Genomic DNA, 24,872 nt, shown 5'->3' with positions numbered 1-24,872 from the left:
GTGTCTCTTGTTCGACCAGGCCGAGCTCAGCTGGTCAGATGATCCGCATCGTGCCGACGCGATCACAACCGAGGATGGTAATGCCGGGATCTTTCGTGCACCTGCACAACCACACCGAGTTCTCGATGCTGGACGGCATGGCGAAGACCGGTGCGCTCTTCGCCGAGGCCGAGCGGCTCGGCATGCCCGCGGTGGGGATGACCGACCACGGGAACCTGTACGGCGCGGCCGAGTTCCACCGGCAGTCCAGGAATTCCGCGGTGCGGCCGATCATCGGGATCGAGGCGTATGTGGCGCCGGAATCGCGGTTTCGCACCGAACGGGTGTTCTGGGGCGAGCCTGGGCAGAAGGGCGACGATGTCGCGGGCTCCGGCGCCTACACGCACATGACCATGATCGCGGTGAACGCCACCGGGCTGCGCAACCTCTTCCGGCTCGCCACCCTGGCCTCGTTCGAGGGGCAGCTGGGCAAATGGCCGCGGATGGACGCCGAACTCGTCGCCGCGCACGCCGATGGCATCGTCGCCACCACCGGCTGCCCGTCGGGCGAGGTGCAGACCCGGCTGCGGCTCGGGCAGTTCGACGAGGCGGTGGCGGCGGCGGGGACGTGGCGGGACATCTTCGGGACTGGCAACTTCCACCTCGAGCTCATGGATCACGGCCTGACCATCGAGCGCCGGGTGCGCGAAGATCTGCTCGCCGTCGGCCGGAAGGCGGGGCTCCCCCCGCTGGCCAGCAACGACTGCCACTACGTGCACCGGGAGCAGGCCGAGGCGCACGAGGCCATGCTCTGCGTGCAGACCGGTCGCACGCTCGCCGACCCGGGCCGCTTCCGGTTCGACGGCGACGGCTACTACCTGAAATCGGCGGCCGAGATGCGCGCGCTGTGGGACGCCGAGGTGCCCGGCGCCTGCGACGCCACGCTCGAGCTGGCCGAGCGGGTCGAGCCGTACGACGAGGTCTGGGCGTTCCGCGATCGGATGCCGGTGTTCCCGGTGCCGACGGGCCACACCCAGGACAGCTGGCTGCGCCGCGAGGTCGAGGCCGGGCTGTGCCGCCGCTTCCCGGCCGGGGTGCCCGCGGGCTACCGCGAGCGAGCCGGATACGAGCTGGACATCATCAGGGACAAGGGATTTCCGGCCTACTTCCTGGTGGTCGGGGATCTCGTGGCGCACGCCCGCGAGGTCGGCATCCGAGTGGGGCCGGGGCGCGGTTCCGCGGCGGGCTCACTGGTGGCCTACGCACTCGCCATCACGAATATCGACCCCATCGAGCACGGCCTGCTGTTCGAGCGCTTCCTGAATCCGGAGCGGCCGTCGGCGCCGGATATCGATATCGACTTCGATGACCGCAGGCGCGGCGAGATGATCCGCTACGCCACCGACCGCTGGGGCGCGGACCGGGTGGCCCAGGTGATCACCTTCGGCACCATCAAGACCAAGGCCGCGTACAAGGACGCCGCCCGGGTGCATTTCGGCCAGCCGGGCTTCGCGCTGGCCGACCGGATCACCAAGGCGCTGCCGCCGCCGGTGGCGGCAGCGGACATTCCGATCGCGGGCATCACCGATCCGGCGCACGAACGGTACGGCGAGGCCGCCGAGGTGCGCGCGCTGCTGGAGGCCGACCCGAATCTGCGCCGGATCCACGACACCGCCGCCGGGCTGGCGGGCATGGTGCGCGGCGCCGGGGTGCACGCCTGCGCGGTGATCCTCTCCAGTGAGCCGCTGCTGGACGTGGTGCCGCTGTGGAAGCGCAGGCAGGACGGTGCGGTCATCACCGGCTGGGACTACCCGTCCTGCGAGGAGCTCGGGCTGCTCAAGATGGATTTCCTCGGCCTGCGCACGCTCACCGTGATCGGCGACTGCCTGGACAATCTGCGCGGCGGCCGCGGCATCGAGCTGGATCCCGAGACGCTGGCGCTGGACGATGCCGCCACCTACGCCATGCTGGCCCGCGGCGACAATCTCGGTGTTTTCCAGATGGATTCGGCCGGGATGCGCGAGCTGCTGCTGCGCATGGCGCCCACCGAGTTCAACGACTTGATCGCCTCGAACGCGCTGTACCGGCCCGGGCCGATGGGCGTCGGCGCGCACTGGGCCTACGCGGACCGGAAGAACGGGCGCGAGGCCGTCACCCCGATCCACCCTGAGCTGGATGAGCCGTTGCGCGAGATTCTCGCCGAGACCTACGCGCTCATCGTCTACCAGGAGCAGATCATGCAGATCGCGCAGCAGGTGGCCGGGTACTCGCTGGGCCAAGCCGATCTGCTGCGCCGGGCGATGGGCAAGAAGAAGCCCGAGGTGCTGGCCCGCGAGTTCGAGACCTTCCGCAAGGGCATGCGCGGCAATGGCTACAGCGACGCGGCGGTGACCGCGCTCTGGGAGGCGGTGCTTCCCTTCGCGGGGTACGCGTACAACAAGTCGCACGCGGCGGGATACAGCCTGGTCATGTATTGGACCGCCTTCCTCAAGGCCAACCATCCGGCCGAGTTCATGGCGGCGCTGCTCACCTCGGTGGGCGACGACAAGGACAAGTCCGCGGTCTACCTGGCCGACTGCAGGCGCCGCGGGATCCGGGTACTGCCGCCGGACGTCAACGAGTCGGCGGCGACCTTCACCAGCGTCGGCGCGGACATCCGGTTCGGGCTCGGCGCGGTGCGCAACGTGGGCGAACCGGTGGTGGCCGAGGTCCTCCGAGCCCGCGGTACCGGCCCGTTCACCGGGTTCGGCGACTACCTGACCAGGGCGGGCGGGGTGCGGAAGGTGGCGGAGTCGCTGATCAAGGCGGGTGCCTTCGATTCGCTCGGATATCCGCGGCGCGGACTGCACGAGATCCACGGCGCGGCGGTGGACGCGGCGGCGGCATCCCGGCGGGCGGCCGCGCTCGGCCAGTACGACCTGTTCGCCGAGGCGGAGCCGGAGGCGGCGGCGCTGCTCGAGCCCGCGGTGCCCGAGGTCGAGTGGGAGCCACGCGAACGGCTCGCCTTCGAGCGGGACATGCTCGGGCTGTATGTGTCCGGGCATCCGCTGGACGGACTGGCGGCGGTGCTGGCCGCGCTGACCGATACCCCGCTGACCGCGCTCGGCGCGCTCCCGCACGGCCGGACGGTCGTGGTCGGCGGGCTGGTCGCCGGGGTCGATCGGCGGGTCACCCGCAAGGGCGATCCGTGGGCGGTGGTGCGGCTGGAGGAGCTGGATGCCGCCGCCGAGGTGCTTTTCTTCCCGGCCGCCTACGCCACGGCGGCCGCGCTGCTCGCCGAGGACGCGGTGGTGGTGATCGCGGCCAGGGTCAGCGTGCGCGAGGGGCGGCGTTCGCTGCTCGGCGAACGGGTTACCGTGCCCGAACTCACCGACCGCCCGCTCGACCTGCACCTGACCGCACGGGGCTGCACTCCCGACACCGTGCGTACGCTGCGCGAGGTACTGCGCAGACATCCGGGCGGCGCCGAGGTGCGGATAGTGCTGCACGGGGTGCATCGCGAGTACCGGCTCGCCGTCCCCGGCTACCGGGTCGATCCGTCGCCCGCGCTACTGGGCGAGCTGAAGGCGCTGCTCGGCCCCGGCTGTGTCGGCGGCTGAGGTGCCGAGCCGCCATCGGCTCAGCCGCCGCCGCGGTTGGCGGCTGCCACCACCGCGGGCAGCAGCCCGGGCAGCGCGGTGTCGAGTTCGGCGCGGCGCAGCCGCTGGCAGGTGTTCCCCGCGACGGTGAGCCGCTCGATCACCCCCGCCTCGCGCAGGATCTTGAAGTGGTGCGTGGCGGTGGACTTGTTGATCGCGTCGTAGAGCGCCGCACACCGCACCGGGCCATCGGCGTTGGCCAGCCGGCGCACCATCTCCAGCCGGACCGGGTCCTGCAGCGCGCCGAGCACGGCGGACAGCGGCGCCACCGGCGTCGACACTTCGCTCATGATCTACCTCACTCAGGTTTGATGGTTATCGTACCCGGGCCGTATGGTCGAGTGCGGTTCGACAACCATCAAACCTATCGGACGGGAGCCGCGATGACCGCGACCATCGCCCAGCCGGCGGTGCAGCGCTGGGCCTATCCCCTGGTCCTGGCGGCGACCGGGGTCGCGCTCGGGGTCTCCGGCGCGCCCGCCCCGCTCTACGGGCTCTACGAGTCCGAGTGGAACCTGTCGCCGCTCACCACCACGGTCATCTTCGCGGTGTACGCCGTCGCGGCGCTGGTGGCGGTGCTGGTGGCCGGCCGGATCTCCGACGTGCTCGGCCGCAAGCCGGTGCTGCTCGGCGCCTTCGGCACCATGATCGCCGGGCTGGTGGTCTTCGTGGCCGCCGACTCGGTGCCCATGCTGGTGCTCGCCCGCGCGCTGCACGGCTTGGCGGTCGGCGCCACCGTGGTGGCGGGCGCGGCCGCGCTGCTCGACCTGCGGCCGCACCGCGGTGCGCGCTCCGGGCAGCTCAGCGGGGTGGCGTTCAACGTCGGGATGGCGGTGACGATCCTCGGCTCGGCGCTGCTCGCCCAGTACGCGCCGTACCCGCTGCGCACGCCGTACGTGGTGATCAGCGTGGTCTGCCTGGCCATCGCGGCCGGGGTGATCGCGCTGCGCGAGCCGCACGCGGCCCGGGTGGCCGGGCGGATCCGGATCGCCAGGCCGTCGGTGCCCGCCGAGATCCGCGGCGACTTCTGGTTCTCCGCGATCGGCGTGATGGCGGCGTGGTCGGTGCTCGGCGTGCTGCTCTCGCTCTACCCGTCGCTGGCCGCGCGCCAGACCGGCATCCACAACCTGGTCTTCGGCGGCGCGGTGGTGGCCGCGACCGCGCTCTCCGCCGCGCTGGTGCAGCTCGTCGCCACCCGCGTTCCGGCGCGGCGGGCCGCCGTCGTCGGCGATATCGGGATGGCCTTCGCGCTGCTCGCGTTGATTCCGGCGCTGGCGACGCACAGCTGGGTCGCGGTGCTGCTGGCCGGGGTGTTCCTCGGTGGCACCTTCGGGCTCGGCTTCGGTGGTTCGCTGCGGCACCTCTCGAACGTGGTGCCGCAGCACCGGCGCGGCGAGACCATGTCGGCCTACTACCTGCTCGCCTACACCGCCATGGCGCTGCCGACGGTGCTCGCCGGGTGGGCCGCCAACACCTGGGGGCTGAGCACGGTCTTCCCGTGGTTCGTCTCTGCCGCCGCCGTGGCCTGCCTCGTCGCCGCCGGGCTCGGCCTGCGCCGCCGCACCGCCGGGTAGCGTCGGCGCCATGAGGATCCGTGGAGCCGTCCTGGAGCGCATCGCCGCGCCCGCCCCGTTCGCCGAATCGGCGCCGCTCACCATCTCCGAGCTGGAGCTGGCCGAGCCGGGGCCGGGCGAGCTGCTGGTGCGGATCGAGGCGGCGGGGCTGTGCCACTCGGACCTCTCCGTGGTCGACGGCAACCGGGTGCGCCCGGTGCCGATGCTGCTCGGGCACGAGGCTTCCGGCCGGGTCGAGGCGGTCGGCCCCGGCGAGCCGGACATCGCCGTCGGGCAGCGCGTCGTCATGACCTTCCTGCCGCGCTGCGGCGAGTGCGCAGGCTGTGCCAGCGAGGGCCGCACGCCGTGCATCCCCGGCAGCGCCGCGAACAACGCGGGCGAGCTGCTCGGCGGTGGCCGCAGGCTGCGCCGCGACGGCGCGGAGGTGCACCACCACCTCGGCGTCTCCGCCTTCGCCACGCACGCCGTCGTCGACCGCCGCTCGGTGGTCCCGGTCGACGACGACGTCCCGCCCGAGGTCGCCGCGGTGCTCGGCTGCGCGGTGCTCACCGGCGGCGGTGCGCTGCTCAACTCGGCGCCGCCCGCGCTGGGCGACCGGATCATGGTGGTCGGGCTCGGCGGCGTCGGGATGGCGGCGCTGCTGGTCGCGGCCTCGCTCGGGGTCGGCGAGGTGATCGCCGTCGACACCGTGCCGGAGAAGCTGGCGCTGGCCCGCGAACTCGGCGCCACCGCCGCGCTCACCCCCGCCGAGGTGGCCGAGCGGGGTGTGCAGGCCGAGGTGGTGGTGGAGGCCGCGGGCAATATCCGCGCCTTCGAGACCGCGGTGGCCGCGACCGCGCCCGGCGGCACCACGGTCACCGTCGGGCTGCCCGCCCCGGACGCCCGCGCGAGCATCTCGCCGCTGGCGCTGGTGGCGCAGGGCCGCTCGATCGTCGGCAGCTACCTCGGCTCCGCGGTGCCCGCCAGGGACATCCCGGAGTACGTGCGGCTGTGGCGCGCGGGCAGGCTGCCGGTGGAGCGGCTGGTCTCCGCCCGGATCGGGCTGGAGCAGATCAACGCCGCCATGGACGAGCTGGCCGCGGGGAACGCGCTGCGCCAGGTGATCCTGTTCTGACGATAGGCTCACCGGAGTTCGGGACGAGAGGAGCAGCGGTGACGATTCGGGTCGGAGTACTCGGCGCGCAGGGAAGGGTCGGCCGGGCCATCTGCGCCGCGGTGACGGCGGCGGACGACCTGGAGCTGGTCGCCACCGTCGACAAGGACGACGCGCTGACCGCCTTCACCGACGCGAACACCGAGGTCGTCGTCGACTTCACGCACCCCGACGTGGTGATGGGCAACCTGAAGTTCCTGATCGAGCACGGAATCCACGCCGTGGTCGGGACGACCGGCTTCGACGACGGCAGGCTCGCCGAGGTGCGCGACCGGCTGGCGGAGAGCCCGGAGACCGGTGTGCTGATCGCGCCGAACTTCGCCATCGGCGCGGTGCTCTGCATGCGCTTCGCCGAGCAGGCGGCGCGGTTCTTCGAGTCGGTCGAGGTGGTGGAGCTGCACCACCCGAACAAGGCGGACGCGCCGTCCGGCACCGCCTACCGCACCGCCGGGCTGATCGCCGAGGCGAGGGCGAAGGCCGGGGTCGGCCGCAGCCCGGACGCCACCAGCACCGAGCTGGACGGCGCGCGCGGCGCCGACGTCGACGGGGTGCGGGTGCACTCGGTGCGGCTCGCCGGGCTGGTCGCGCACCAGGAGGTGCTCTTCGGCACCCAGGGCGAGACGCTGACCATCCGGCACGACTCCATCGACCGGAACTCCTTCGCCCCCGGCGTGCTGCTCGGCGTCCGGAGCATCGCCGCCCGCCCCGGCCTCACCGTCGGGCTCGACCCGTTCCTGGATCTGTGACCGAATCCGCGCCCGCGGGCGACGTGCTGAGGCGGGTCGCCTTCATCGCCGCCCTGGTGCTGGCGCTCGGCTTCTACTTCCTGCTGCTCGGCCGGATCGCGATCGAGCTGCTCACCTCCGGCGCGGCGGCGGCCGTCGCGATCGGCGTCGGCGTGCTGATCCTGCCGCTGCTCGGGGTCTGGATCGTGGTCGCCACCCTGCGCGCCGCGCTGGCGCACCAGCACCTGGCCCGCCGCATGCACGCCGAGGGCCGCGAACTCGACACCGCCGAGCTGCCGCGCCGCCCCTCCGGCCGGGTGGAGCGGCCCGCCGCCGACGCGCTCTTCGACCGGGTCAAGGCCGAATGGGAAGCCGACCCGGACAACTGGCGCTCCTCCTACCGCCTGGCCCGCGCCTACGACCTGGCCGGCGACCGCTCCCGCGCCCGCGAGGCCATGCGCCGCGCCGTCGCCCTGGAACGCCTGGACCGGTGAGCCCGTGCCCCGCCTGCTGATCGTGCACCACACGCCGTCGCCGCACACACACGAGATGTTCGAGGCGGTGCTGCGCGGCGCCACCGATCCCGAGATCGAGGGCGTCGAGGTCGTCCGCCGCCCCGCGCTCACCGTCGCGCCGATCGACGTGCTGGAGGCCGACGGCTACCTCCTCGGCACCCCAGCCAACCTCGGCTACATGAGCGGCGCCCTCAAACACGCCTTCGACACCGTCTACTACCAGGCCATCGACACCACCCGCGGCCGCCCCTTCGGCCTCTACCTGCACGGCAACGAGGGCACCGAGGGCGCGGTCCGCGCGGTCGACTCCATCACCACCGGCCTCGGCTGGGTCAAGGCCGCCGAGCACGTCGTCGTCTCCGGCAAGCCGTCCAAGGCCGATCTCGAGCAGTGCTGGGAACTCGGCGGCACCATCGCCGCGCAACTGATGGGATGACCGCGCCCCCGATTCTGGTGGGCTGACTGCGCACCCCCGACCCGGCATACTTCCTGAACGTGCTGTACACGACGGCCGGGATGGGAGTACCGAGGTGACCTGGGGCGAGGACGGCGCACCGGCCCGGCGGATCGGGCTGGTGGAGGACCACGAATCGGTGGCGATCGGCCTCGCGGCGATGCTGGCCCCCGAACCCGACCTCGATCTGGTGCACACCGCGGGCACCGTGGGTGAACTGCTCTCCGCGACAGCGGAGCTCGACCTCGCCGTGCTGGATCTGCGGCTCGCCGACGGCTCCGTGCCGGAGGACAACGTGCGCGCGCTGCGCGGGCGGGGGATCGAGGTGCTGGTCTTCACCGGCGCCGACAACGCGTTCCTGGTGCGCTCCGCGGCGCGGGCCGGGGTGCTCGGGGTGCTGCGCAAGTCCGAGGACGTGCCGACCGTGGTGGCCGCGGTGCGCCGCGCGGCCTCCGGCGAACAGGTGGTGACCACCGACTGGGCCGCCGCCATCGACGGCGACCCGCAGCTCTCCGACGTCGGGCTGAGCCCGCGCCAGGAGGAGGTGCTGATGCTCTACGCCTCCGGCGAGAAGGCATCCCGGGTGGCCCGGCTGACCGGCCTCTCCGAGCAGACCGTCAACGACTACCTGGGCCGGATCCGGCAGAAGTACGCCGACGCCGGGCGACCCGCGCCGACCAAGACCGACCTGTACAAGCGCGCGGTGGAGGACGGTTGGCTCCCGATGCCCGAGCGCAACAGCAGGGCATGACCCCGGGCGCCATCGCCGCCGTCGATTCCGTCCGGGTGCCAGCGGGCCGCTGGGTCCGCGGGCTGCTCTCGATCGCGGCGGGCCCGGCCGCCGAGCCCGCCGCCGACCGCATCCTGCGCAGGCTCGGGCTGAGCGTCGGCATCGCCGGGGTGATCGTCGGGCTGATCGAGCTGCCGGAGATCGCGGAGCAGAGCCGCGGCGCCGACCCCGGCCGGGTGCTGGCCACGGTGGTGCTCGCCTTCGGGCTGTTCCCGGTGCTCGCGGTGGTGTCGGTGGCGATGAACCGCAGGGCGATCCAGCGCACGGCCGCCGTGGCGGCGGTGAGCTTCCTGGCGGCCGCGCTGATGGTGCCGAGCACCTACCCGGTGCTGGCCACCGGGGCGGAGCAGATCTGGCTGTACCGGGTGCTCGTGCTCGGCGTGCTGGCGGCGGCGCTCTCCTGGCGGCTCTCGCTCGCCGTGGGGTACCTGGTGCTCGGCTGCGTGCTGATCTCGGCGGCCAATGCCGCGGTGCTGCCCGAGGTCACCCCGGCTGCCTTCGGCAACGCGGTGGCCAGGTCGGGCGGGCTGGCCGCGCTCTTCGCCTGGTGCGTCATCTACGCGCGGGCGGCGGCGGCCAGGGTGGACCGGGAGTCCGCGCTGGAGGGCAGGCGCGCGGCCGCGGTGGCCGGGGCGGCGGCCAGGGAGCGGGAGCGCGCCCGCTTCGCCGCGCTCATCCACGACGCCGTGCTCTCCACGCTGCTCGACGCCTCGCGCGGCGGCTGCACCGAGCCGAGCGTGCTGCACAAGCAGGCCCAGCGCACGATCGCGCAGCTGGACGCGGTGCGCGGCGGCGGGATCGCGCCGGACCGGCTGGACGCGCAGTCCGCCATCGGCTTCCTGCGCTCGGCGGTGCACGAGGTGAACCCGGAGATCGAGTTCGGCGCGCAGCGCCCCGGCGTCGGCGGCGACCTGGATATGCCGCTGGAGGCCGCGGTGACGCTGGCCGCCGCGCTCACCGAGGCGGCGCGGAACAGCCTGCGGCACGCCACCGTTCCCGGCCGCGCGGTGCGCCGCACCGTCACCGTGACGATCGGCGCGGGCGGGATCCGCGTGGTGCTGCGCGACGACGGCGCCGGTTTCGACCCCGGCGCCGTGCCGCCGGACCGGCTCGGCGTCGCGGTCAGCATCCTCGGCCGGATGAGCAGGCTCCCCGGCGGCGCCGGCTTCGTGGAATCACATCGCGGCGGCGGCACCACCGTGACGCTGGTGTGGGGCAACGATGGCTGACCGGGACACCGATTTCGCGCTGCGTGACCTGCTCGGCCTGCGCGACGGCGCCGCCTGGCTCTTCCTGGTCGGCTTCGAGGCCATCATCGTGCTCTACATGGTGCGCAACTTCGCCGGGTCGCCGCCGGTGCCCGCGCTGCTCGCCCTGCTCGCGCTGGCCGCCGCCGGGCTGCTGGTGCTGGTCATCCCGGTCGACCCGCTGCCCGTCAGCGCGACCGCGCTGGTGGTGCTCGCCGCCCCGCTGGCTGCCGTGCTCACCATGACCGGGCTGCCGAACCGCGGCGACACCCCGCAGGTCTCGACCGCATTCGCCGCCTCCTACGTGCTCGCCCTGCTGGTCCTGCGCGGCAGGCTCGGCGCCGCCTGGATCGGGGTGGCCGCCACCGCGGGGGTGATCGCGGTGCTGGCCGCGGCCGAGGGGATGACCGGCGGCTCCTTCGTCGGCACCGTCGTGCCGATCGGCACCGTGGCCGGGGTCTCGCTCTTCGCCGCCGTCATGCGGCCGACCCAGCGCTCGCTGCACACCCTGCGCGAGGAGGCGACGCTGCGGGCCGCCGCCGAGGCCACCCTCGCCGCCGAGAACGGCGAGCGCGATCGGCAGCTCGCCCGGCTGGACCGGCTGGCCAGGCCCATGCTGGAGCGGATCGCCGCGGGCGCGGACCTGAACGGGCGGGACCGCGAGGAGTGCAGGCTGCTCGAGGCCGAGCTCAGGGACGGGCTGCGCGCCCCGCAGCTGGTCACCGACGAGCTGAGCGCCGCCGCCCGCGGCGCGCGGGCGCGCGGGGTCGAGGTGGTGCTGCTGGACGACGGCGGCTTCGCCGGGGTGCCGCGGTGGGTGCGCGAGCGGGTGGTCGACGCCGCCGCGGGCGAGCTGGACGCCGCCACCGACGGCACCGTCACCGTGCGGGTGCTGCCGATGGGGCGCCGGGTGCTGGCCACCGTGCTCGCCGCGGCGGGCGCCGGGGACCGGCGGATCGAGATCGACGCGGCCGGTGCCGTCCGGGTCTCCACCTGACCTGTCGGACCCCCGTGAGATCCTGCGCGGCATGCGGACGATGAGTGCGGCCGTCGCGCGCCGGACGGCGCTGGCGGCCCAGGGGTTCGGGCGGCGCAGGCCCGCCGTCACCACCCGCAGGACGGTCCTCGACGTCCTCGCCAGAACGCAGCTGCTGCAGATCGATTCGGTCTCGGCGGTGGTCCGGGCGCACTACGCGCCGGTGTTCAGCCGGATCGGCGGCTACGACCGCTCGGTGCTGGACGACGCGATCTGGCGGCACCGGGCGCGCACCCCGCGCAGGCTGGTGGAGTACTGGGCGCACGAGGCTGCGCTGATCCCGGTCGAGGACTGGCCGCTGTTCCGCTGGCGGATGGCGGAGTACGAGCACGGCCGCTGGGCCGGGATGCGCCGGGTGGTGGAGCGCAACCCGACCCTCGGCGCCGACATCGTCGACGTGCTCACCGAGGTCGGCGCCGCCACCGCCACCCAGATCGAGAAGCACCTGGAGCTGGACAAGCCGCGCCCGCGCGGCTCCTGGTGGGATCTCACCGACACCAAGACCATCTGCGAGCAGCTCTTCGCGGCGGGCACCCTCTCGGTGAGCCACCGCTCCGGCTTCACCAGGTACTACGACCTGGCCGAGCGGGTGATCCCGCCCGAGCTGCACGCCCGCGCGGTACCGCGCGAGGAGGCGGTGCGCGAGCTGGTGCGCCGGGCCGCCACCGCGCTCGGCGTCGGCACCGAACCCGACCTGCGCGACTACTACCGGATGCAGCGCAAGCAGACCGAACCGGCCATCGCCGAGCTGGTGGACGCGGGTGAGCTGATCCCGGTCGCCGTCGAGGGCTGGGACCGCCCCGGCTACCTGCGCGCGGGCGCCCCCGCCCCGCGCCGGATCGAAGGCGCCGCGCTGCTCTGCCCGTTCGACCCGCTGGTCTTCTGCCGCCCGCGCACCGAGCGGCTGTTCGGCTTCCACTACCGGATCGAGATCTACACCCCCGAGGCGAAGCGGGTGCACGGCTACTACGTCTTCCCGTTCCTGCTGGACGGGCAGCTGGTCGGCCGGGTCGACCTGCGCGCCGAGCGCGGCAGCGGGCGGCTGCTGGTGCCCGCCGCCTTCGCCGAGCCCGGCCACGCCACCCCGTACACCGCGGCCGCGCTGGCCGGGGCGCTGCGCGAGATGGCCGACTGGCTGGAGCTGGACGACGTGGTGCTCGGCGATCGCGGCGACCTGATGCCGCAGCTGGCTCAGCTGTCGGCGCGCGGCTCCGGCCTGGCGCTGGGCCCGGTGCCGTAGCCGCCGCCGTAGCCGCGCATCTGGTCGCGCAGGGTGTTGCTGACCGCGTGCGAGAGCCAGGAGTTGAGCGACTGACCGCTCTGCGCCGCGGCCTCCTCGGCGCGCGACTTCAGCTGCTCCACCAGGCGCAGCGTCACCCGGCTGATATCGCCGGTCATCTCCTCGAAGGTGGGCGGGGCGCCGGTGCCGTCCTTGGCGACCGGGCGCACGTCGACCGCGGCGTCCGCGCCGCGCACCGAGACGTGCACCGTGCGGTCGCCGAGCGCCGTGCTCACCTCGGCGGCCAGGTCGGAGAGCGCGGCCAGCAGCATCAGCCGGGCCGAACTCTCCACGGCGGTGGCGAGCGCCTCGGCGGTGGCGCGGGTCTTCTCGTCGCCGAGCGCGGCCGCGGCGACCAGGTCGGCGCGGAGGCGGGCGGTGTAGCTGTCGAGATCCATGACACCAGCATGGCGTCTCAGCGGTGTCATGGCAAGGAAGCGATGACATCACTTGGCGTCGCCGTGATGTCGGCGAGTCGGTGTGCGGCCGGTTCGCGCGTCCGGCGGCGGCGCGGCACACCGGTGGCCGGACGAGGGTGTCGAGCGCGCAAGCGCGACCGGGTAGCCTTTCTCACCATGAGGAACGGTGAAACGACGCCCACCCCGCTCCGGGCGTCCGGCTCGGTCGGCGTCGCCATGGTGACCCCTTTCACACCCGAGGGGAAGCTGGACGTCGACGCGGGCGTCGCGCTGGCGGCACACCTGGTCGACCGCGGCGTCGACCTGCTCGCCGTCTCCGGCACCACCGGCGAGTCGCCGACGACCACCGAGTCCGAGAAGGCCGATCTGCTGCGCGCCGTCGTCGACGCCGTCGGCGAGCGCGCCACCGTGATCGCGGGCGCGGGCACCTACGACACCGCGCACTCGATCCACCTGGCGCGCAACGCGCAGCGGGCGGGCGCCCACGGGTTGCTGGTCGTCACGCCCTACTACTCGCGGCCGTCCCAGGAGGGGCTGGTCGCGCACTTCACCGCGGTCGCCGACGCCACCGACCTGCCGGTCACGCTGTACGACATCCCGCCGCGCTCGGTGGTGCCGATCGCCTCGGACACCATCCGGGTGCTCGCCGAGCACCCGCGGATCGTCGCGCTGAAGGACGCCAAGGGCGACCTGAACATGGGCGCCGGGCTGATCGCGGAGACCGGGCTCACCTGGTACTCCGGTGACGACGCGCTCAACCTGCCCTGGCTGTCGGTCGGCGCGGCCGGATTCATCAGCGTTATCGGGCACCTGGTGCCGGAGCGGCTACGCGACCTGCTCACCGCCTACACGGCCGGTGACGTGGTGCGGGCCCGGCAGCTCAATGCCGATCTGATCGGGCTGAACAACGCCATGGCGCGCCTCGGCGGCGTGGCGATGACCAAGGGCGGGCTGCGCTTGCTCGGCGTGGACGTGGGTGAGCCGCGGTTGCCGCAGCTCATGCCATCCACCGCCCAACTCGACGAGCTGGCCGGCGATCTGCGGGCCGCGGGGGTACTTGTATGAGCCGACCACGGAGACGTTCCGCCAGCCGCACCGCGGGCCCGCCGCTCCCGGAGAGTGAGCGGCCGGTCACCGAGAGCGCCGCTCCGGAGATCGACGCCGCCGCCGAGGCGGCGGCAGCGGTAGCCGAGGGCGACGCGACGAGCCGCGCCGCCACCGGTAGCGCGAACACCGCGCCTGCCGCCGCCGATCCCGGCCGCGCCGACGCGGCGACCGGCACCGGAGGGCGCGCGGTGGCCGCGGCGAAGGGTGACCCGTCCGGCGGGCGGCCGGTGGCCGAGGATGCGGGTGCCGAGACGATCGAGCGAACAGACCGTTCGGGCGGCTCCGCGAGCCGTGAGAGCGCCGCCCCCGCCGCCGAGCCCGCCGCGCGCGACAGCGGCCGCAACGACCGGCAGGGCAACCGCCGCAACACCCGCGGCAGGCCGGCCGGGCGTCGCTCGGAGCCCGCGCCGGACCAGCCGGTCGTGGCCGCGCAGGACCGGCTCGGCACGCCGCCGAAGGCCCCGCGCAACGGCCTGCGCGTCTTCGCGCTCGGCGGCATCGGCGAGATCGGCCGCAACATGACCGTCTTCGAGTTCGGCGGCAAGCTGCTGATCGTCGACTGCGGCGTGCTCTTCCCGGAGGACCAGCAGCCCGGCGTCGACCTGATCCTGCCGGACTTCCGGCCCATCGAGGACCGGATGGACGACGTGGTCGCGGTGGTGCTCACGCACGGCCACGAGGACCACATCGGCGCTGTGCCCTTCCTGCTCCGGCTGCGCCAGGACATCCCGGTGATCGGCTCCCGCTTCACCCTCGCGCTGGTCGCGGCGAAGTGCCGCGAGCACCGGCTGCACCCGAAGCTGGTCGAGGTCACCGAGGGCCAGCACACCACGCACGGCCCGTTCGGCTGCGAGTACTTCGCCGTCAACCACTCGATCCCGGACGCGCTCGCGGTCGCCATCCGCACCCCGGCGGGCGTCGTGCTGCACACCGGCGACATCAAGCTCGACCAGCTCCCGCTGGACAACCGGCTCACCGACCTGGCCGGCTTCTCCCGGCTCGGCGACGAGGGCGTCGACCTCTTCCTGGTCGACTCCACCAACGCCGAGGTGCCCGGCTTCGTCACCCCGGAGCGCGAGATCGGCGGCGTGCTCGACACCGTCATCGGCAAGGCGCGCGGCCGGGTGATCGTCGCCTCGTTCGCCAGCCACGTGCACCGGATCCAGCAGGTCGTCGACGTGGCCCAGCGCTACGGTCGCCGCATCTGCTTCGTCGGCCGCTCGATGGTCCGCAACATGCAGATCGCCCAGGACCTCGGCTACCTGACCGTCCCCTCCGGCGTCGAGGTCACCATGGACGGCGCCGCGAGCCTGCCCGGCGACCGCCTGGTGCTGATCTCCACCGGGTCCCAGGGCGAGCCGCTCTCGGCGCTCTCCCGGATGGCCCGCGGCGACCACCGGCAGATCAACGTGCGCGCCGACGACCTGGTGGTGCTGGCCTCCTCGCTCATCCCGGGCAACGAGAACTCGGTCTTCACCGTGGTGAACGGCCTCGCCCGGCTCGGCGCGAAGGTGATCACCCAGCAGAACGCCAAGGTGCACGTCTCCGGCCACGCCTCCGCGGGCGAGCTGCTCTACCTGTACAACGCGGTGCGGCCGACCAACGCCATGCCGGTGCACGGCGAGTGGCGGCACCTGCGCGCCAACGCCGCGCTGGCGGTGGCGACCGGCGTGCCGGAGGAGCGGGTGGTGCTGGCCGAGGACGGCGTCGTCGTCGACCTGGTCGACGGCATCGCCTCCATCGTCGGCCGGGTGCCGGTCGGCCACGTCTACGTGGACGGCCTCTCCGTCGGCGACGTCGGCGAATCCACCCTGTCGGACCGGCTGGTGCTCGGCGAGGGCGGCTTCATCTCGATCACCGTCGCCATCGACCAGGACACCGGCAAGACGGTCAGCCCGCCGGAGCTCAGCGGCCGCGGCTTCTCCGACGACCCGGGCGCGCTCGCCCAGGCGGCCGAGCTGGTCGAGGCCGAGCTGCAGCGGCTGGCAGGCGAGGGCGTCACCGACACGCACCGGATCGCGCAGAGCGTGCGCCGGGTGGTCGGGCGCTGGGTGGCCGACGTCTACCGCCGCCGCCCGATGATCATCCCCACCGTCATCGGCGTCTGACCCACGGAGACGACTCAGCCCCACCGAGACGACAGAGCCCGCCGGAGGAGATCTCCGGCGGGCTCTTCTCGTGCCTCGGCTCAGCCCTCGCAGGCGGCCGATTCGATCTTCGCGCTCTTGACGACGTTGCAGGCGAAGGTGTTCGAGACCTTCCACTGCCCGCCCTCGGAGACGAACTCGATGAAGGCGTTCTGCACCGGCGTGCCGCCGATCGAGACGTCGGCGTCGGCCTTGACCTTGCCGCCCGCCGGCTCCTGCACGTTCGTCACCTTCACGGTGACGTTCTCCCGCTCGGCCGCCGCCACCAGGTTCTGCACCAGGTAGGGGTCCTGCTCGGCGTTCTGGATCCAGCTGGTCTTCTCGGCGTTCGGCACCGCGGGGTCGAAGGCCTTGGTGAGCCGGTCGTTCAGCTCGGCGACCGTCGGCTTGGCCAGCACAGGCGCAGCCGCCGTGGTCGGCGCGGCGCCGGTCGCCTTGGTGCCGTTGTCGCTGCCGCCCTGTGCCTGGCCGGCATCGGCGTCGCGGGTGGCGGTGGCGACGGTGCTGTCCGACGCCGTGTCGTCCGAGGAGCTGCTGCAGCCGACCGCGAGGGTGCAGGCGGCCGTGGTCAGGAGCACCGCGACGGCGGTGCGGAAAGGGTGCTTCACGGTGTTCCCCGTCAGTTGCTGTGGTTGGAGGTGCAGTTCCAGTGCACGATGGTGGCGTCGGAGTAGTTCTCGTTGAGCGCCAGCGACTGCGCGGAGCGGCGCGAGGCGCCGTAGGCCCAGCTCCAGGTGGCGGTGCGCTCCGAGTAGGCGACGGCGCCGCAGCCGTTGGCGAACCACACCAGCGACTCGCAGTCCGCGGCGCCGCAGCTGGCCAGCGCCTTCGCGGTGGCCTGGTCGACGTCGGCGTAGTCGTAGGAGTAGCCGATCAGCCCGGTGCCGGGGGAGAGCGCGATCGCGCCGTAGTAGGACTGCACGGCGTGTGCGGAGGGAGCGCCGAGCGTCAGCGCGGAGCCGACCGCGGCGGCGACGGCGACGCCGGAGACGAATTTTTTCACGGGGGAGTTGCCCTTCTGTCCGGAAGATCCACGACCCGATGGACCGAAGCAACAAAATACACAGTGCGGCGCGCGCTGGGTATCTTCGGCAGGATGAGCATGGCACAGAAGGAACGCCGCGAACTGGTGGCGACGATGGCGGCCGCGGGTCCGGACGCACCGACGCTCTGCGGCAGCTGGAGCGTTCGTGATCTCGCCGCGCACCTGGTGGTGCGGGAGCGCAGGCCGGACGCAGCGCCCGGCATCATGATCAAGGCGCTCGCGCCGCGGCTGGAGCGGGTGCAGGCGCGTGCCGCCGAGCGGCCGTTCCCCGAGCTGCTGGAGGAGGTGCGCACCGGCCCGCCGTGGTGGTCGCCGCTCAAGCCGATCGACGCCGTCGCCAACCTCGCCGAGTACTTCGTGCACCACGAGGACGTGCGCCGCGGGGGCGAGACGTGGGAGCCACGCGAACTTCCCGGCGATGAGCAGCGGCAGCTCTGGAAGACCGTGCGGCGTATGGGGAAGATGGCCTACCGGAAGTCGCCCGCGCCGATCGTGCTGCGCACCCCGGACGGGGACGAGGCGCGGATCGGCTCGGGCTCCGGGGAGCCGGTGGTCCTGCTCGGCGCGCCCGCCGAGCTGCTGCTGCACGCCTTCGGGCGCGACAAGGTGCGGATCGAGACCTCCGGTCCCGAGGACTCGGTCCGCGCGGTCCTCGCTCTGGACCGCTCCCTCTAGGCGGCGAACCACCGCGTGACCGGCGCACGAGACGCGCGGGAACAGTGTTGCGGATGGTTTCCGCGGGGTATTTGGGGCTAGCCTGGGGCCATGGCAGGTAAGCCCCGCAGCACCACGTCGGCTCGGCCGCGCGCGGGATCGGCGCGGGGGCGGGCTCCCCGGACCGGTTCCGCGCCCGCCGCTTCCGGGGTGCCGCGGGCAGCGGCGCCGGCCCCGAGGGCACGCAGCACGCCGCGCGCGGGCGCCACCGCCCGGGCAGGCGCGACCGCGCGGGCCGGTGCCGCCCGCCGCCCGGCCAGGCGTCCGGCGGGGGCCCGCTCGAACACCGCCCCGCTCGCCGTCCTCACCCGCGCCGTCACCGGCGGCTGGTCGATGCTGGCGCGCGGCGTCGGGGCCGCCACCCGCACGGTGAGCAAGGCGGGCGATATCGACCACGGCCACCGGCGCGACGGCATCGCGCTGGGGCTGCTCGCCTTCGCGGCCGTGGTCGCCGCCGCCGTCTGGCTCTCCGCGGGCGGCCCGGTCGGCCGCTGGGTGGAGACGGTGATCCGCGCGGTGGGCGGCTCCGCCTCCGCCGCGGTCCCGTTCGGCGCGGCGGCCGTCGCGGTGATCCTCATGCGCACCGAGCCGCGCCCGGAGATCCGGCCCCGCCTGGTCCTCGGCGGGCTGCTGGTCGGGCTGCCCTTCCTCGGCCTCTGGCACCTCGCCGCGGGCGCCCCCACCGACGCGCACGGCCGCTCCAGGGCCGCGGGCTTCCTCGGCTTCGTCACCGGCGGCCCGCTCGGCCAGGGGCTCACCCCGTGGCTCGCCGCCCCGATCCTGGTGCTCTGCATCGCCTTCGGCGTGCTGCTGCTCACCGGCATCACCGTGCGCGAGGTGCCCGACGTGCTGCGCCGCTACTTCGGCACCCAGTCCGGCGGCGACGAGTACACCGACTACGACGCCGCGCACCCCTTCGACACCGGCTACGGCACGCTCGACCCGCCCGGCTACGACGACCCGCCCGCGCGCCCGCGCCGCCGCCGCGGCCGCACCCCGGCCGAGAACTACCCGACCGACGAGTTCCCCGGCTCCTCCGCGCCCACCGAGCTGCTCGGCGAACCGCCGCTGCGCGACGCCAAGCCGATCGAGCCGCCGCTCGACCCCGAGCCCGCCCCGCGGCCCGCCCGCAGGCGCGCCGCCCCGAAGCCGGTCGACCAGACCCCGCCGCCGCCCGCCGAGCCGGAGTTCGTCGCCGACCGGGTGATCGAGGGCGATTACACGCTGCCGCCGCTCTCGCTGCTCACCGACGGCGACCCGCCGAAGAAGCGCAGCGCCGCCAACGAATCGATGATCGAGGCGATCACCGAGGTGCTGGTGCAATTCAAGATCGACGCGGCGGTCACCGGCTTCGTCCGCGGCCCGACGGTCACCCGGTACGAGGTGGAGCTCGGCCCCGGCGTGAAGGTCGAGAAGATCACCGCGCTGGCCAGGAACATCGCCTACGCGGTGGCGACCGAGAACGTCCGGCTGCTCGCGCCGATCCCGGGCAAGTCCGCGGTCGGCATCGAGGTGCCGAACTCCGACCGTGAGCTGGTCCGGCTGGCCGACGTGCTCAAGGCCGGCTCCACCCGCAGCGACCACCACCCGCTGGTGATCGGGCTCGGCAAGAACATCGAGGGCGAGTTCGTCTCGGCGAACCTGGCCAAGATGCCGCACCTGCTCGTGGCGGGCTCCACCGGCTCCGGCAAGTCGAGCTTCGTGAACTCCATGCTGGTCTCGCTGTTGCAGCGGGCGACGCCGGAGGAGGTGCGGCTCATCCTGATCGACCCCAAGATGGTCGAGCTCACCCCCTACGAGGGCATCCCGCACCTGATCACGCCGATCATCACCCAGCCCAAGAAGGCCGCCGCCGCGCTGGCCTGGCTGGTCGAGGAGATGGAGCAGCGCTACCAGGACATGCAGGCCAGCAAGGTGCGGCACATCGACGACTTCAACCGCAAGGTGAAGTCCGGCGCGATCACCACCCCGCTCGGCAGCGAGCGGGTGTACCGGCCGTACCCGTACATCCTGGCCATCGTGGACGAGCTCGCCGACCTGATGATGACCGCCCCGCGCGACGTCGAGGAGGCGATCGTCCGGATCACCCAGAAGGCCCGCGCGGCAGGCATCCACCTGGTGCTCGCCACCCAGCGGCCCTCGGTGGACGTGGTCACCGGCCTGATCAAGACGAACGTTCCCTCCCGGCTGGCCTTCGCGACCTCCTCGCTCACCGACTCGCGCGTCATCCTGGACCAGCCCGGCGCGGAGAAGCTGATCGGCATGGGCGACGGGCTCTTCCTGCCGATGGGCGCGGGCAAGCCGACCCGGCTGCAGGGCGCCTACATCTCCGACGAGGAGATCTACGCCGTCGTCGAGTTCGCCAAGAACCAGGCCGAGCCGGAGTACACCGAGGGCGTCACCGCGGCGAAGGCAGGCGAGAAGAAGGAGGTCGACGCCGATATCGGCGACGACCTCGACGTGCTGCTGCAGGCGGTGGAGCTGGTCGTGACCTCGCAGTTCGGCTCCACCTCGATGCTGCAGCGCAAGCTGCGGGTCGGCTTCGCCAAGGCGGGCAGGCTGATGGATCTCATGGAGACCAGGGGCGTGGTCGGGCCGAGCGAGGGCTCCAAGGCCAGGGATGTTCTGGTCAAGCCGGACGAGCTGGACGGCGTGCTGTTCGCCATCCGTGGCGGCGGCGATCCGGAGCCGGCCGACGCGGACTGAGGTGTACCGTCCGATGTGACGAAGCACCCGGTTCCGCTGCCTTGCGGCAAACCTCGGACAATTCGGGCATGCTGGGTGCCATGACCGCCGCCGCCGTCGACAGGACCCGCGCATGCAGGTGACCGGACTCGTATGGGTGATCACCATCGTGGTGATCCTGGGATTGTTCGTCTTCGACTTCTTCGCGCACGTGCGCACACCGCACGAGCCGACCTTCAAGGAATCCGGCTCGTGGTCCGCTGTCTATATCGGGATCGCGCTGCTCTTCGGCGGCTTCGTCGCCTGGCAGTGGGGCGGCACCTACGCCGGTGAGTACTACGCGGGCTTCGTCACCGAGAAGGCGCTCTCGGTGGACAACCTGTTCGTCTTCCTGATCATCATGAGCACCTTCGCGGTGCCGCGGAAGTACCAGCAGAAGGTGCTGCTCATCGGCATCGTGCTGGCGCTGGTGATGCGCGGCGGCTTCATCGCCGTCGGCGCCGCCGCGATCAGCGCCTTCAGCTGGGTGTTCTACCTGTTCGGCGCCTTCCTGATCTACACCGCCGCGAAGCTGCTCAAGGACAGCGGGCACGAGGTGGAGACCGAGGAGAAGCGGGACTCCGCGATCGTCCGGATCACCAAGAAGCTGGTGCCGACCACCGACGACTACCACGGCGACAAACTGCTCGCCCGGATCGACGGCAAGCGCGTGGTCACCCCGATGCTGCTGGCGCTGCTCGCCATCGGCTTCGCCGACCTGCTCTTCGCGCTCGACTCCATCCCGGCGATCTACGGCCTCACCGAGCAGCCGTACCTGGTCTTCACCGCGAACGCCTTCGCCCTCATGGGGCTGCGCCAGCTGTACTTCCTGATCGGCGGGTTGCTGGACCGGCTCGTCTACCTCTCCTACGGCCTCTCCGCCATCCTGGCGTTCATCGGCGTCAAGCTGGTGCTGCACGCGCTGCACGAGAACACGCTCGGCTTCATCAACGGCGGCGAGCACGTCTCCGTCCCCGAGATCTCCACCCCGGTCTCGCTCTCGGTGATCATCGGCATCCTCGCGGTCGCCACCGTCGCCAGCCTCCTCCGCACCCGCGGCACCGCGAAGCCGCGCGCGGAGGAACCGGAGGCGGTGGAGCCGAAGTAGCCGCTGAAGCGGGCCGGAGCAGCCCCAGCAGGGGTGCGGGGGCGGCACACCGTCGGGTGTGCCGCCCCCGCCGCACCCCTCGGACGCGAGATTCAGTCCGAGAACGCGCCGAGCACCGGCAACCACTCCGCGACGCGCACCGCGTCGATCAGCTCCTCGCGGGCGAACGGATCCCGCTCGAGCAGATCACCCAGCTCCGATTCGGTCTCGACGCGGAAGATGAGCAGGGCCCCCGACCCGTCGGGATACGGCCCGCTGGTGAGCAGACTCCCGGCGTCGACGAGCGACCCCAGCCAGTTCCGATGCTCCGCGCGATGGACATCGCGGCCGGGCACGGTGCCGTCGGAGTAGGTGTAGTGCACGGCGAAGGTGGGCACGGGCGATCTCCTCAATCCAGGGTCAGCAGCATCCGAGTATTGCCGAGCGTGTTCGGCTTCACGTAGCTGAGGTCCAGGAATTCGGCCACGCCGGTGTCGTACGAGCGGCACATCTCCGCGTACACCTCGGCGGTCACCGGCGTGCCGTGGATCTCGACGAACCCGTGCCCGGCGAAGAACGGCACCTCGAAGGTGAGCACGAACACCCGGTGCAGCCCCAGCTCCCGCGCCACCTCGACCAGCCTGCGCACGATGAGCTTGCCCACGCCGTGGCCCTTCACGCTCGGGTGCACCGCCACCGTGCGCACCTCGCCCAGGTCCGCCCAGAGCACGTGCAGCGCGCCGCAGCCGACGAGCCTGCCGTCCTGCTCCGCCACCCAGAACTCCTGGACCGCCTCGTACAGCGTCACCAGGTTCTTCTCCAGCAGGATGCGGCCCGCGTAGACATCGATGAGCCCCTTGATCCCCGGCACGTCCGCGGTGCGGGCTCGGCGCACCACCACGGCGGAAGCGGGCGCGCCGGGAGGCGCGACGGAGTTCGCGTCGCTGGTGGAAGCACCGGTCGGTGCCCGAGAAGTCATGGGGTGAACAGTAGCGGGGGCAGTTACCGATAGGCTGATCCTGTGCCGCGCATCCGACCCGTCCGCTCCCGGTATCGCCGCGTGCGATCCGCGGGCCAGGGGCCGTCGTGAGCGCGCAGCCCGAGGAGATCGACCGGGGGTGGAGCACCCCCGTCGTCGGCCCCGGCTATCAGCGCGCGCCGCAGGAGGGTCACGTGCCGCACGAGCCCGCCGTGCCGCTGATGAACATCGCGAACATGCTCACCATGCTGCGGATCGCGATCGTCCCGCTGTTCGTGCTGGCGCTCTTCACCGCCGACGGCCACGACACCGGCTGGCGGATCGGCGCCACCGTGCTGTTCGCGGTCGCCGCCATCACCGACCGCTTCGACGGGCAGCTGGCCCGCAAGTACGGCCTGGTCACCGATTTCGGCAAGCTCGCCGACCCGATCGCGGACAAGGCACTGGTCGGCGCCGCGCTCGTCGGCCTCTCCATGCTCGGCGACCTGGCCTGGTGGATCACCATCGTGATCTGCGGGCGGGAGATCGGCGTCACGCTGCTCCGGCTGGTCGTGGTCCGGCGCGGGGTGATCCCGGCCGGGCGCGGCGGCAAGCTCAAGACGCTGGTGCAGACGCTGGCGATCGGCGTGCTGCTGCTCCCGCTCAGCGGTGCCTTCGAGACCGCGGGCATGGTGCTGATGTATCTGGCGCTGGTGCTCACCGTCGCCACCGGGCTCGACTACGTGGGCCAGGCGGTCCGGGTCTGGCTGGCCGGGCCGGGGCGGGCCAGGGAATCGTGACGGGCGATCCGCTGGCCGTGGTCGGCGCCACCGAGCTGGTCGCCGCGCTGCGCGGCGCCGGGCAGACCGTCGCCGCCGCCGAATCGCTGACCGCCGGGCTCTTCACCGCCGCCCTGGCGGGCGTTCCGGGCGCGAGCACCGTCCTGCGCGGCGGGCTCGTGGTCTATGCCACCGATCTCAAGCACACCCTGGCGGGCGTCGACGCCGAGCTGCTGGCCGGGCTCGGCCCGGTCGCCGCCGGCACCGCCGAGCAGCTCGCGGTCGGCGCCCGCACCCGCTGCGGCGCGGACTGGGGGGTCGGCCTCACCGGGGTCGCCGGGCCGGACCCGCAGGGCGGGCAGCCGGTCGGCACCGTCTTCCTCGCGGTCGCGGGCGCCGGGCACATCACCACCCAGCGGTTGAAACTCGCCGGTGACCGGTGGACCATCAGAATCGGTGCGACGCGCGCGGCGGTCGAGGAGTTGCTGCGCACGGTGCTGGCCGCCGAGCGGTCCTGACGCCGGGTCCGGGAAACCAGTGGTGACCCGGGAGAACCCGGAGCCGCGCCGGGCGGATTCGCGCCGTGAAATCCGGGTGAACCCGGAGCGAACGCGGGAACCGATCGGCGCCGCGGCGCGTTGTGCCAGAGAACGGTGTGCGCCGGAGGTCCGGCCGCGCCGCCACCGGCTCCGCGAGCCGCGCGGGGAGGTGGCGGTCGGTGTGCGAGGAAGAGGAGTACGACATGACGCTGCTGCGAGAGGCGATCGGGGACAGTCTGCGGCGTGCGCGTCTCGCGCAGCACCGCACCCTGCGCGAAGTGTCCACCTCGGCCCGGGTCAGCCTCGGCTACCTCTCCGAGGTCGAGCGCGGGCGTAAGGAGGCCTCCAGTGAACTGCTGGCCGCCATCTGCTCGGCGCTCGACGTGCCGCTCTCCCGGGTGCTCTGGGACGTGAGCACGATCATGGCCGACGCCGACGGATTCGGGCCGCTCGGCGAGCTGGAGCCGGTGCTGGCCGGCGCCCCCGCCGAGCCGGGCCGGGAGCCCGCGGCCGACCGGAGCGCCGAGCCGGCCGGCTTCACCGACTCCGGTGCCGAGCGCGGCGCCGGATCGGAGGCCGCCGCCGCCCCGGCGGGCGCCACCATGTCGGCCACGCGCGCCGCGCCGGACGACCCGCCCGCGTGGCAGGCACCGGACGAGGCGGTCCCGGTTCCGGCCGGGATCGGCACCGGCCCGGACGCGGTCGGCGCACCGGACGCCGCCGACCTCCCCGGCGCGGACGCGATCGTGCCGGGCAGCGTGGTGATGACGCCGGGCGCGGGCCGCCCGCTCCCGGTGGAGACCAGGATCGTGATCCCGGCCCCGCGCGGCGACGCCCTCGCCCTGGTGAACAGCTGGTGATCGGCGCCGCACACTGCGCGCGGACGCTGTCTGCGACTAGATTCGGGGTGCCCGGTCGCGGTGGATCCGGGCTCCACATGGTGGAGGATAGGAACCGACAACG

At 73.0% G+C, this 24,872-nt stretch carries 23 protein-coding genes and 1 pseudogene; 18 read left to right on the top strand and 6 right to left on the bottom strand.

Features of this window, described 5'->3' with window-relative positions; translation table 11 throughout:
* Nucleotides 1-80: 80 nt before the first annotated feature.
* On the top strand, nucleotides 81-3,578 hold the full coding sequence (gene dnaE / locus LTT61_RS09730) for a DNA polymerase III subunit alpha (RefSeq protein WP_233019607.1): 3,498 nt from the start codon (nucleotides 81-83) through the stop codon (nucleotides 3,576-3,578).
* 20 nt (nucleotides 3,579-3,598) lie between these two features.
* On the opposite strand, the gene LTT61_RS09725 is transcribed toward dnaE, so the two are convergent.
* Nucleotides 3,599-3,907, bottom strand: a complete 309-nt coding sequence (locus tag LTT61_RS09725) for an ArsR/SmtB family transcription factor (protein WP_233019606.1) — start codon at nucleotides 3,905-3,907, stop codon at nucleotides 3,599-3,601.
* Between the two features lie 93 nt (nucleotides 3,908-4,000).
* On the opposite strand from LTT61_RS09725, the gene LTT61_RS09720 reads away from it, so the two are divergent.
* From LTT61_RS09720 to LTT61_RS09680, 9 genes are all read left to right on the top strand, one after another.
* The gene (locus tag LTT61_RS09720; protein ID WP_233019605.1) at nucleotides 4,001-5,191 is read left to right on the top strand and encodes an MFS transporter; all 1,191 of its coding nucleotides are present in this window, start codon (nucleotides 4,001-4,003) and stop codon (nucleotides 5,189-5,191) included.
* 10 nt (nucleotides 5,192-5,201) lie between these two features.
* Entirely contained in the window at nucleotides 5,202-6,305 is a 1,104-nt protein-coding gene (locus LTT61_RS09715) for an alcohol dehydrogenase catalytic domain-containing protein (RefSeq protein ID WP_233019604.1), read from the top strand.
* Nucleotides 6,306-6,343: 38 nt separating this feature from the next.
* Nucleotides 6,344-7,090 carry a 4-hydroxy-tetrahydrodipicolinate reductase gene (gene dapB / locus LTT61_RS09710; RefSeq protein ID WP_233019603.1) on the top strand — a complete coding sequence of 249 codons (747 nt, stop codon included), beginning with the start codon at nucleotides 6,344-6,346 and terminating at the stop codon, nucleotides 7,088-7,090.
* A complete protein-coding gene (locus LTT61_RS09705; RefSeq protein ID WP_233019602.1) occupies nucleotides 7,087-7,563 on the top strand; it encodes a hypothetical protein in 477 nt (158 codons plus the stop codon). Before dapB ends, LTT61_RS09705 begins: the two co-directional genes overlap by 4 nt.
* 4 nt (nucleotides 7,564-7,567) lie before the next feature.
* A complete protein-coding gene (locus tag LTT61_RS09700) occupies nucleotides 7,568-8,020 on the top strand; it encodes a flavodoxin family protein (protein WP_233019601.1) in 453 nt (150 codons plus the stop codon).
* A 94-nt stretch (nucleotides 8,021-8,114) separates the two neighbouring features.
* Nucleotides 8,115-8,789 (top strand): response regulator transcription factor, encoded by a 675-nt coding sequence (locus LTT61_RS09695; RefSeq protein WP_233019600.1) that lies wholly within the window; start codon nucleotides 8,115-8,117, stop codon nucleotides 8,787-8,789.
* Complete coding sequence (locus LTT61_RS09690) at nucleotides 8,786-10,057, top strand: ATP-binding protein (RefSeq protein WP_233019599.1); 1,272 nt, start codon at nucleotides 8,786-8,788, stop codon at nucleotides 10,055-10,057. Before LTT61_RS09695 ends, LTT61_RS09690 begins: the two co-directional genes overlap by 4 nt.
* Entirely contained in the window at nucleotides 10,050-11,072 is a 1,023-nt protein-coding gene (locus tag LTT61_RS09685) for a hypothetical protein (RefSeq protein WP_233019598.1), read from the top strand. The genes LTT61_RS09690 and LTT61_RS09685 overlap by 8 nt, the downstream gene beginning before the upstream one ends.
* 31 nt (nucleotides 11,073-11,103) lie before the next feature.
* The gene (locus LTT61_RS09680) at nucleotides 11,104-12,351 is read left to right on the top strand and encodes a winged helix-turn-helix domain-containing protein (RefSeq protein WP_233019597.1); all 1,248 of its coding nucleotides are present in this window, start codon (nucleotides 11,104-11,106) and stop codon (nucleotides 12,349-12,351) included.
* Here LTT61_RS09680 and LTT61_RS09675 read toward each other — a convergent pair.
* Complete coding sequence (locus LTT61_RS09675; protein ID WP_233019596.1) at nucleotides 12,303-12,788, bottom strand: hypothetical protein; 486 nt, start codon at nucleotides 12,786-12,788, stop codon at nucleotides 12,303-12,305. The genes LTT61_RS09680 and LTT61_RS09675 overlap by 49 nt on opposite strands.
* A 177-nt stretch (nucleotides 12,789-12,965) precedes the next feature.
* Between LTT61_RS09675 and dapA the strand changes: the two genes are divergently transcribed.
* Together dapA and LTT61_RS09665 are read left to right on the top strand one after the other, a co-directional pair.
* Complete coding sequence (gene dapA / locus LTT61_RS09670) at nucleotides 12,966-13,874, top strand: 4-hydroxy-tetrahydrodipicolinate synthase (RefSeq protein WP_233019595.1); 909 nt, start codon at nucleotides 12,966-12,968, stop codon at nucleotides 13,872-13,874.
* Complete coding sequence (locus LTT61_RS09665) at nucleotides 13,871-16,024, top strand: ribonuclease J (RefSeq protein ID WP_233019594.1); 2,154 nt, start codon at nucleotides 13,871-13,873, stop codon at nucleotides 16,022-16,024. The genes dapA and LTT61_RS09665 overlap by 4 nt, the downstream gene beginning before the upstream one ends.
* An 80-nt stretch (nucleotides 16,025-16,104) precedes the next feature.
* Here LTT61_RS09665 and LTT61_RS09660 read toward each other — a convergent pair whose 3' ends face one another.
* A complete protein-coding gene (locus LTT61_RS09660) occupies nucleotides 16,105-16,671 on the bottom strand; it encodes a hypothetical protein (protein ID WP_233019593.1) in 567 nt (188 codons plus the stop codon).
* Nucleotides 16,672-16,682: 11 nt separating this feature from the next.
* Nucleotides 16,683-17,066, bottom strand: coding sequence for a DUF4189 domain-containing protein (locus tag LTT61_RS09655; protein ID WP_233019592.1), 384 nt, complete (start codon nucleotides 17,064-17,066; stop codon nucleotides 16,683-16,685).
* A gap of 93 nt (nucleotides 17,067-17,159) precedes the next feature.
* On the opposite strand from LTT61_RS09655, the gene LTT61_RS09650 reads away from it, so the two are divergent.
* The 3 genes from LTT61_RS09650 (at nucleotide 17,160) to LTT61_RS09640 (ending at nucleotide 21,654) form a co-directional block, all read left to right on the top strand.
* Nucleotides 17,160-17,783, top strand: a complete 624-nt coding sequence (locus LTT61_RS09650) for a TIGR03085 family metal-binding protein (RefSeq protein ID WP_233019591.1) — start codon at nucleotides 17,160-17,162, stop codon at nucleotides 17,781-17,783.
* 90 nt (nucleotides 17,784-17,873) lie between these two features.
* Nucleotides 17,874-20,528 carry a DNA translocase FtsK gene (locus LTT61_RS09645; protein ID WP_233019590.1) on the top strand — a complete coding sequence of 885 codons (2,655 nt, stop codon included), beginning with the start codon at nucleotides 17,874-17,876 and terminating at the stop codon, nucleotides 20,526-20,528.
* Nucleotides 20,529-20,640: 112 nt separating this feature from the next.
* A complete protein-coding gene (locus LTT61_RS09640) occupies nucleotides 20,641-21,654 on the top strand; it encodes a TerC family protein (protein WP_233019589.1) in 1,014 nt (337 codons plus the stop codon).
* A gap of 92 nt (nucleotides 21,655-21,746) precedes the next feature.
* Here the strand turns inward: LTT61_RS09640 and LTT61_RS09635 are convergent, their stop codons facing one another.
* Both LTT61_RS09635 and LTT61_RS09630 read right to left on the bottom strand, forming a co-directional pair.
* Complete coding sequence (locus LTT61_RS09635; RefSeq protein ID WP_233019588.1) at nucleotides 21,747-22,031, bottom strand: YciI family protein; 285 nt, start codon at nucleotides 22,029-22,031, stop codon at nucleotides 21,747-21,749.
* Nucleotides 22,032-22,042: 11 nt separating this feature from the next.
* Nucleotides 22,043-22,612 carry an amino-acid N-acetyltransferase gene (locus LTT61_RS09630; protein WP_233019587.1) on the bottom strand — a complete coding sequence of 190 codons (570 nt, stop codon included), beginning with the start codon at nucleotides 22,610-22,612 and terminating at the stop codon, nucleotides 22,043-22,045.
* Nucleotides 22,613-22,833: 221 nt separating this feature from the next.
* Between LTT61_RS09630 and pgsA the strand changes: the two genes are divergently transcribed.
* The 3 genes and pseudogenes from pgsA to LTT61_RS09615 all read left to right on the top strand — a co-directional run.
* On the top strand, nucleotides 22,834-23,391 hold the full coding sequence (gene pgsA / locus LTT61_RS09625; protein ID WP_233020934.1) for a CDP-diacylglycerol--glycerol-3-phosphate 3-phosphatidyltransferase: 558 nt from the start codon (nucleotides 22,834-22,836) through the stop codon (nucleotides 23,389-23,391).
* On the top strand, nucleotides 23,388-23,888 hold the full coding sequence (locus LTT61_RS09620) for a CinA family protein (protein WP_233019586.1): 501 nt from the start codon (nucleotides 23,388-23,390) through the stop codon (nucleotides 23,886-23,888). The genes pgsA and LTT61_RS09620 overlap by 4 nt, the downstream gene beginning before the upstream one ends.
* Before the next feature lie 224 nt (nucleotides 23,889-24,112).
* A pseudogene (locus LTT61_RS09615) lies at nucleotides 24,113-24,451 on the top strand (helix-turn-helix domain-containing protein); the annotation flags it as partial.
* Nucleotides 24,452-24,872 lie beyond the last annotated feature (421 nt).

This window comes from Nocardia asteroides (assembly GCF_021183625.1).
Lineage (GTDB): Bacteria > Actinomycetota > Actinomycetes > Mycobacteriales > Mycobacteriaceae > Nocardia > Nocardia asteroides_A.
This window is presented reverse-complemented; position numbering and strand designations above follow the sequence as displayed.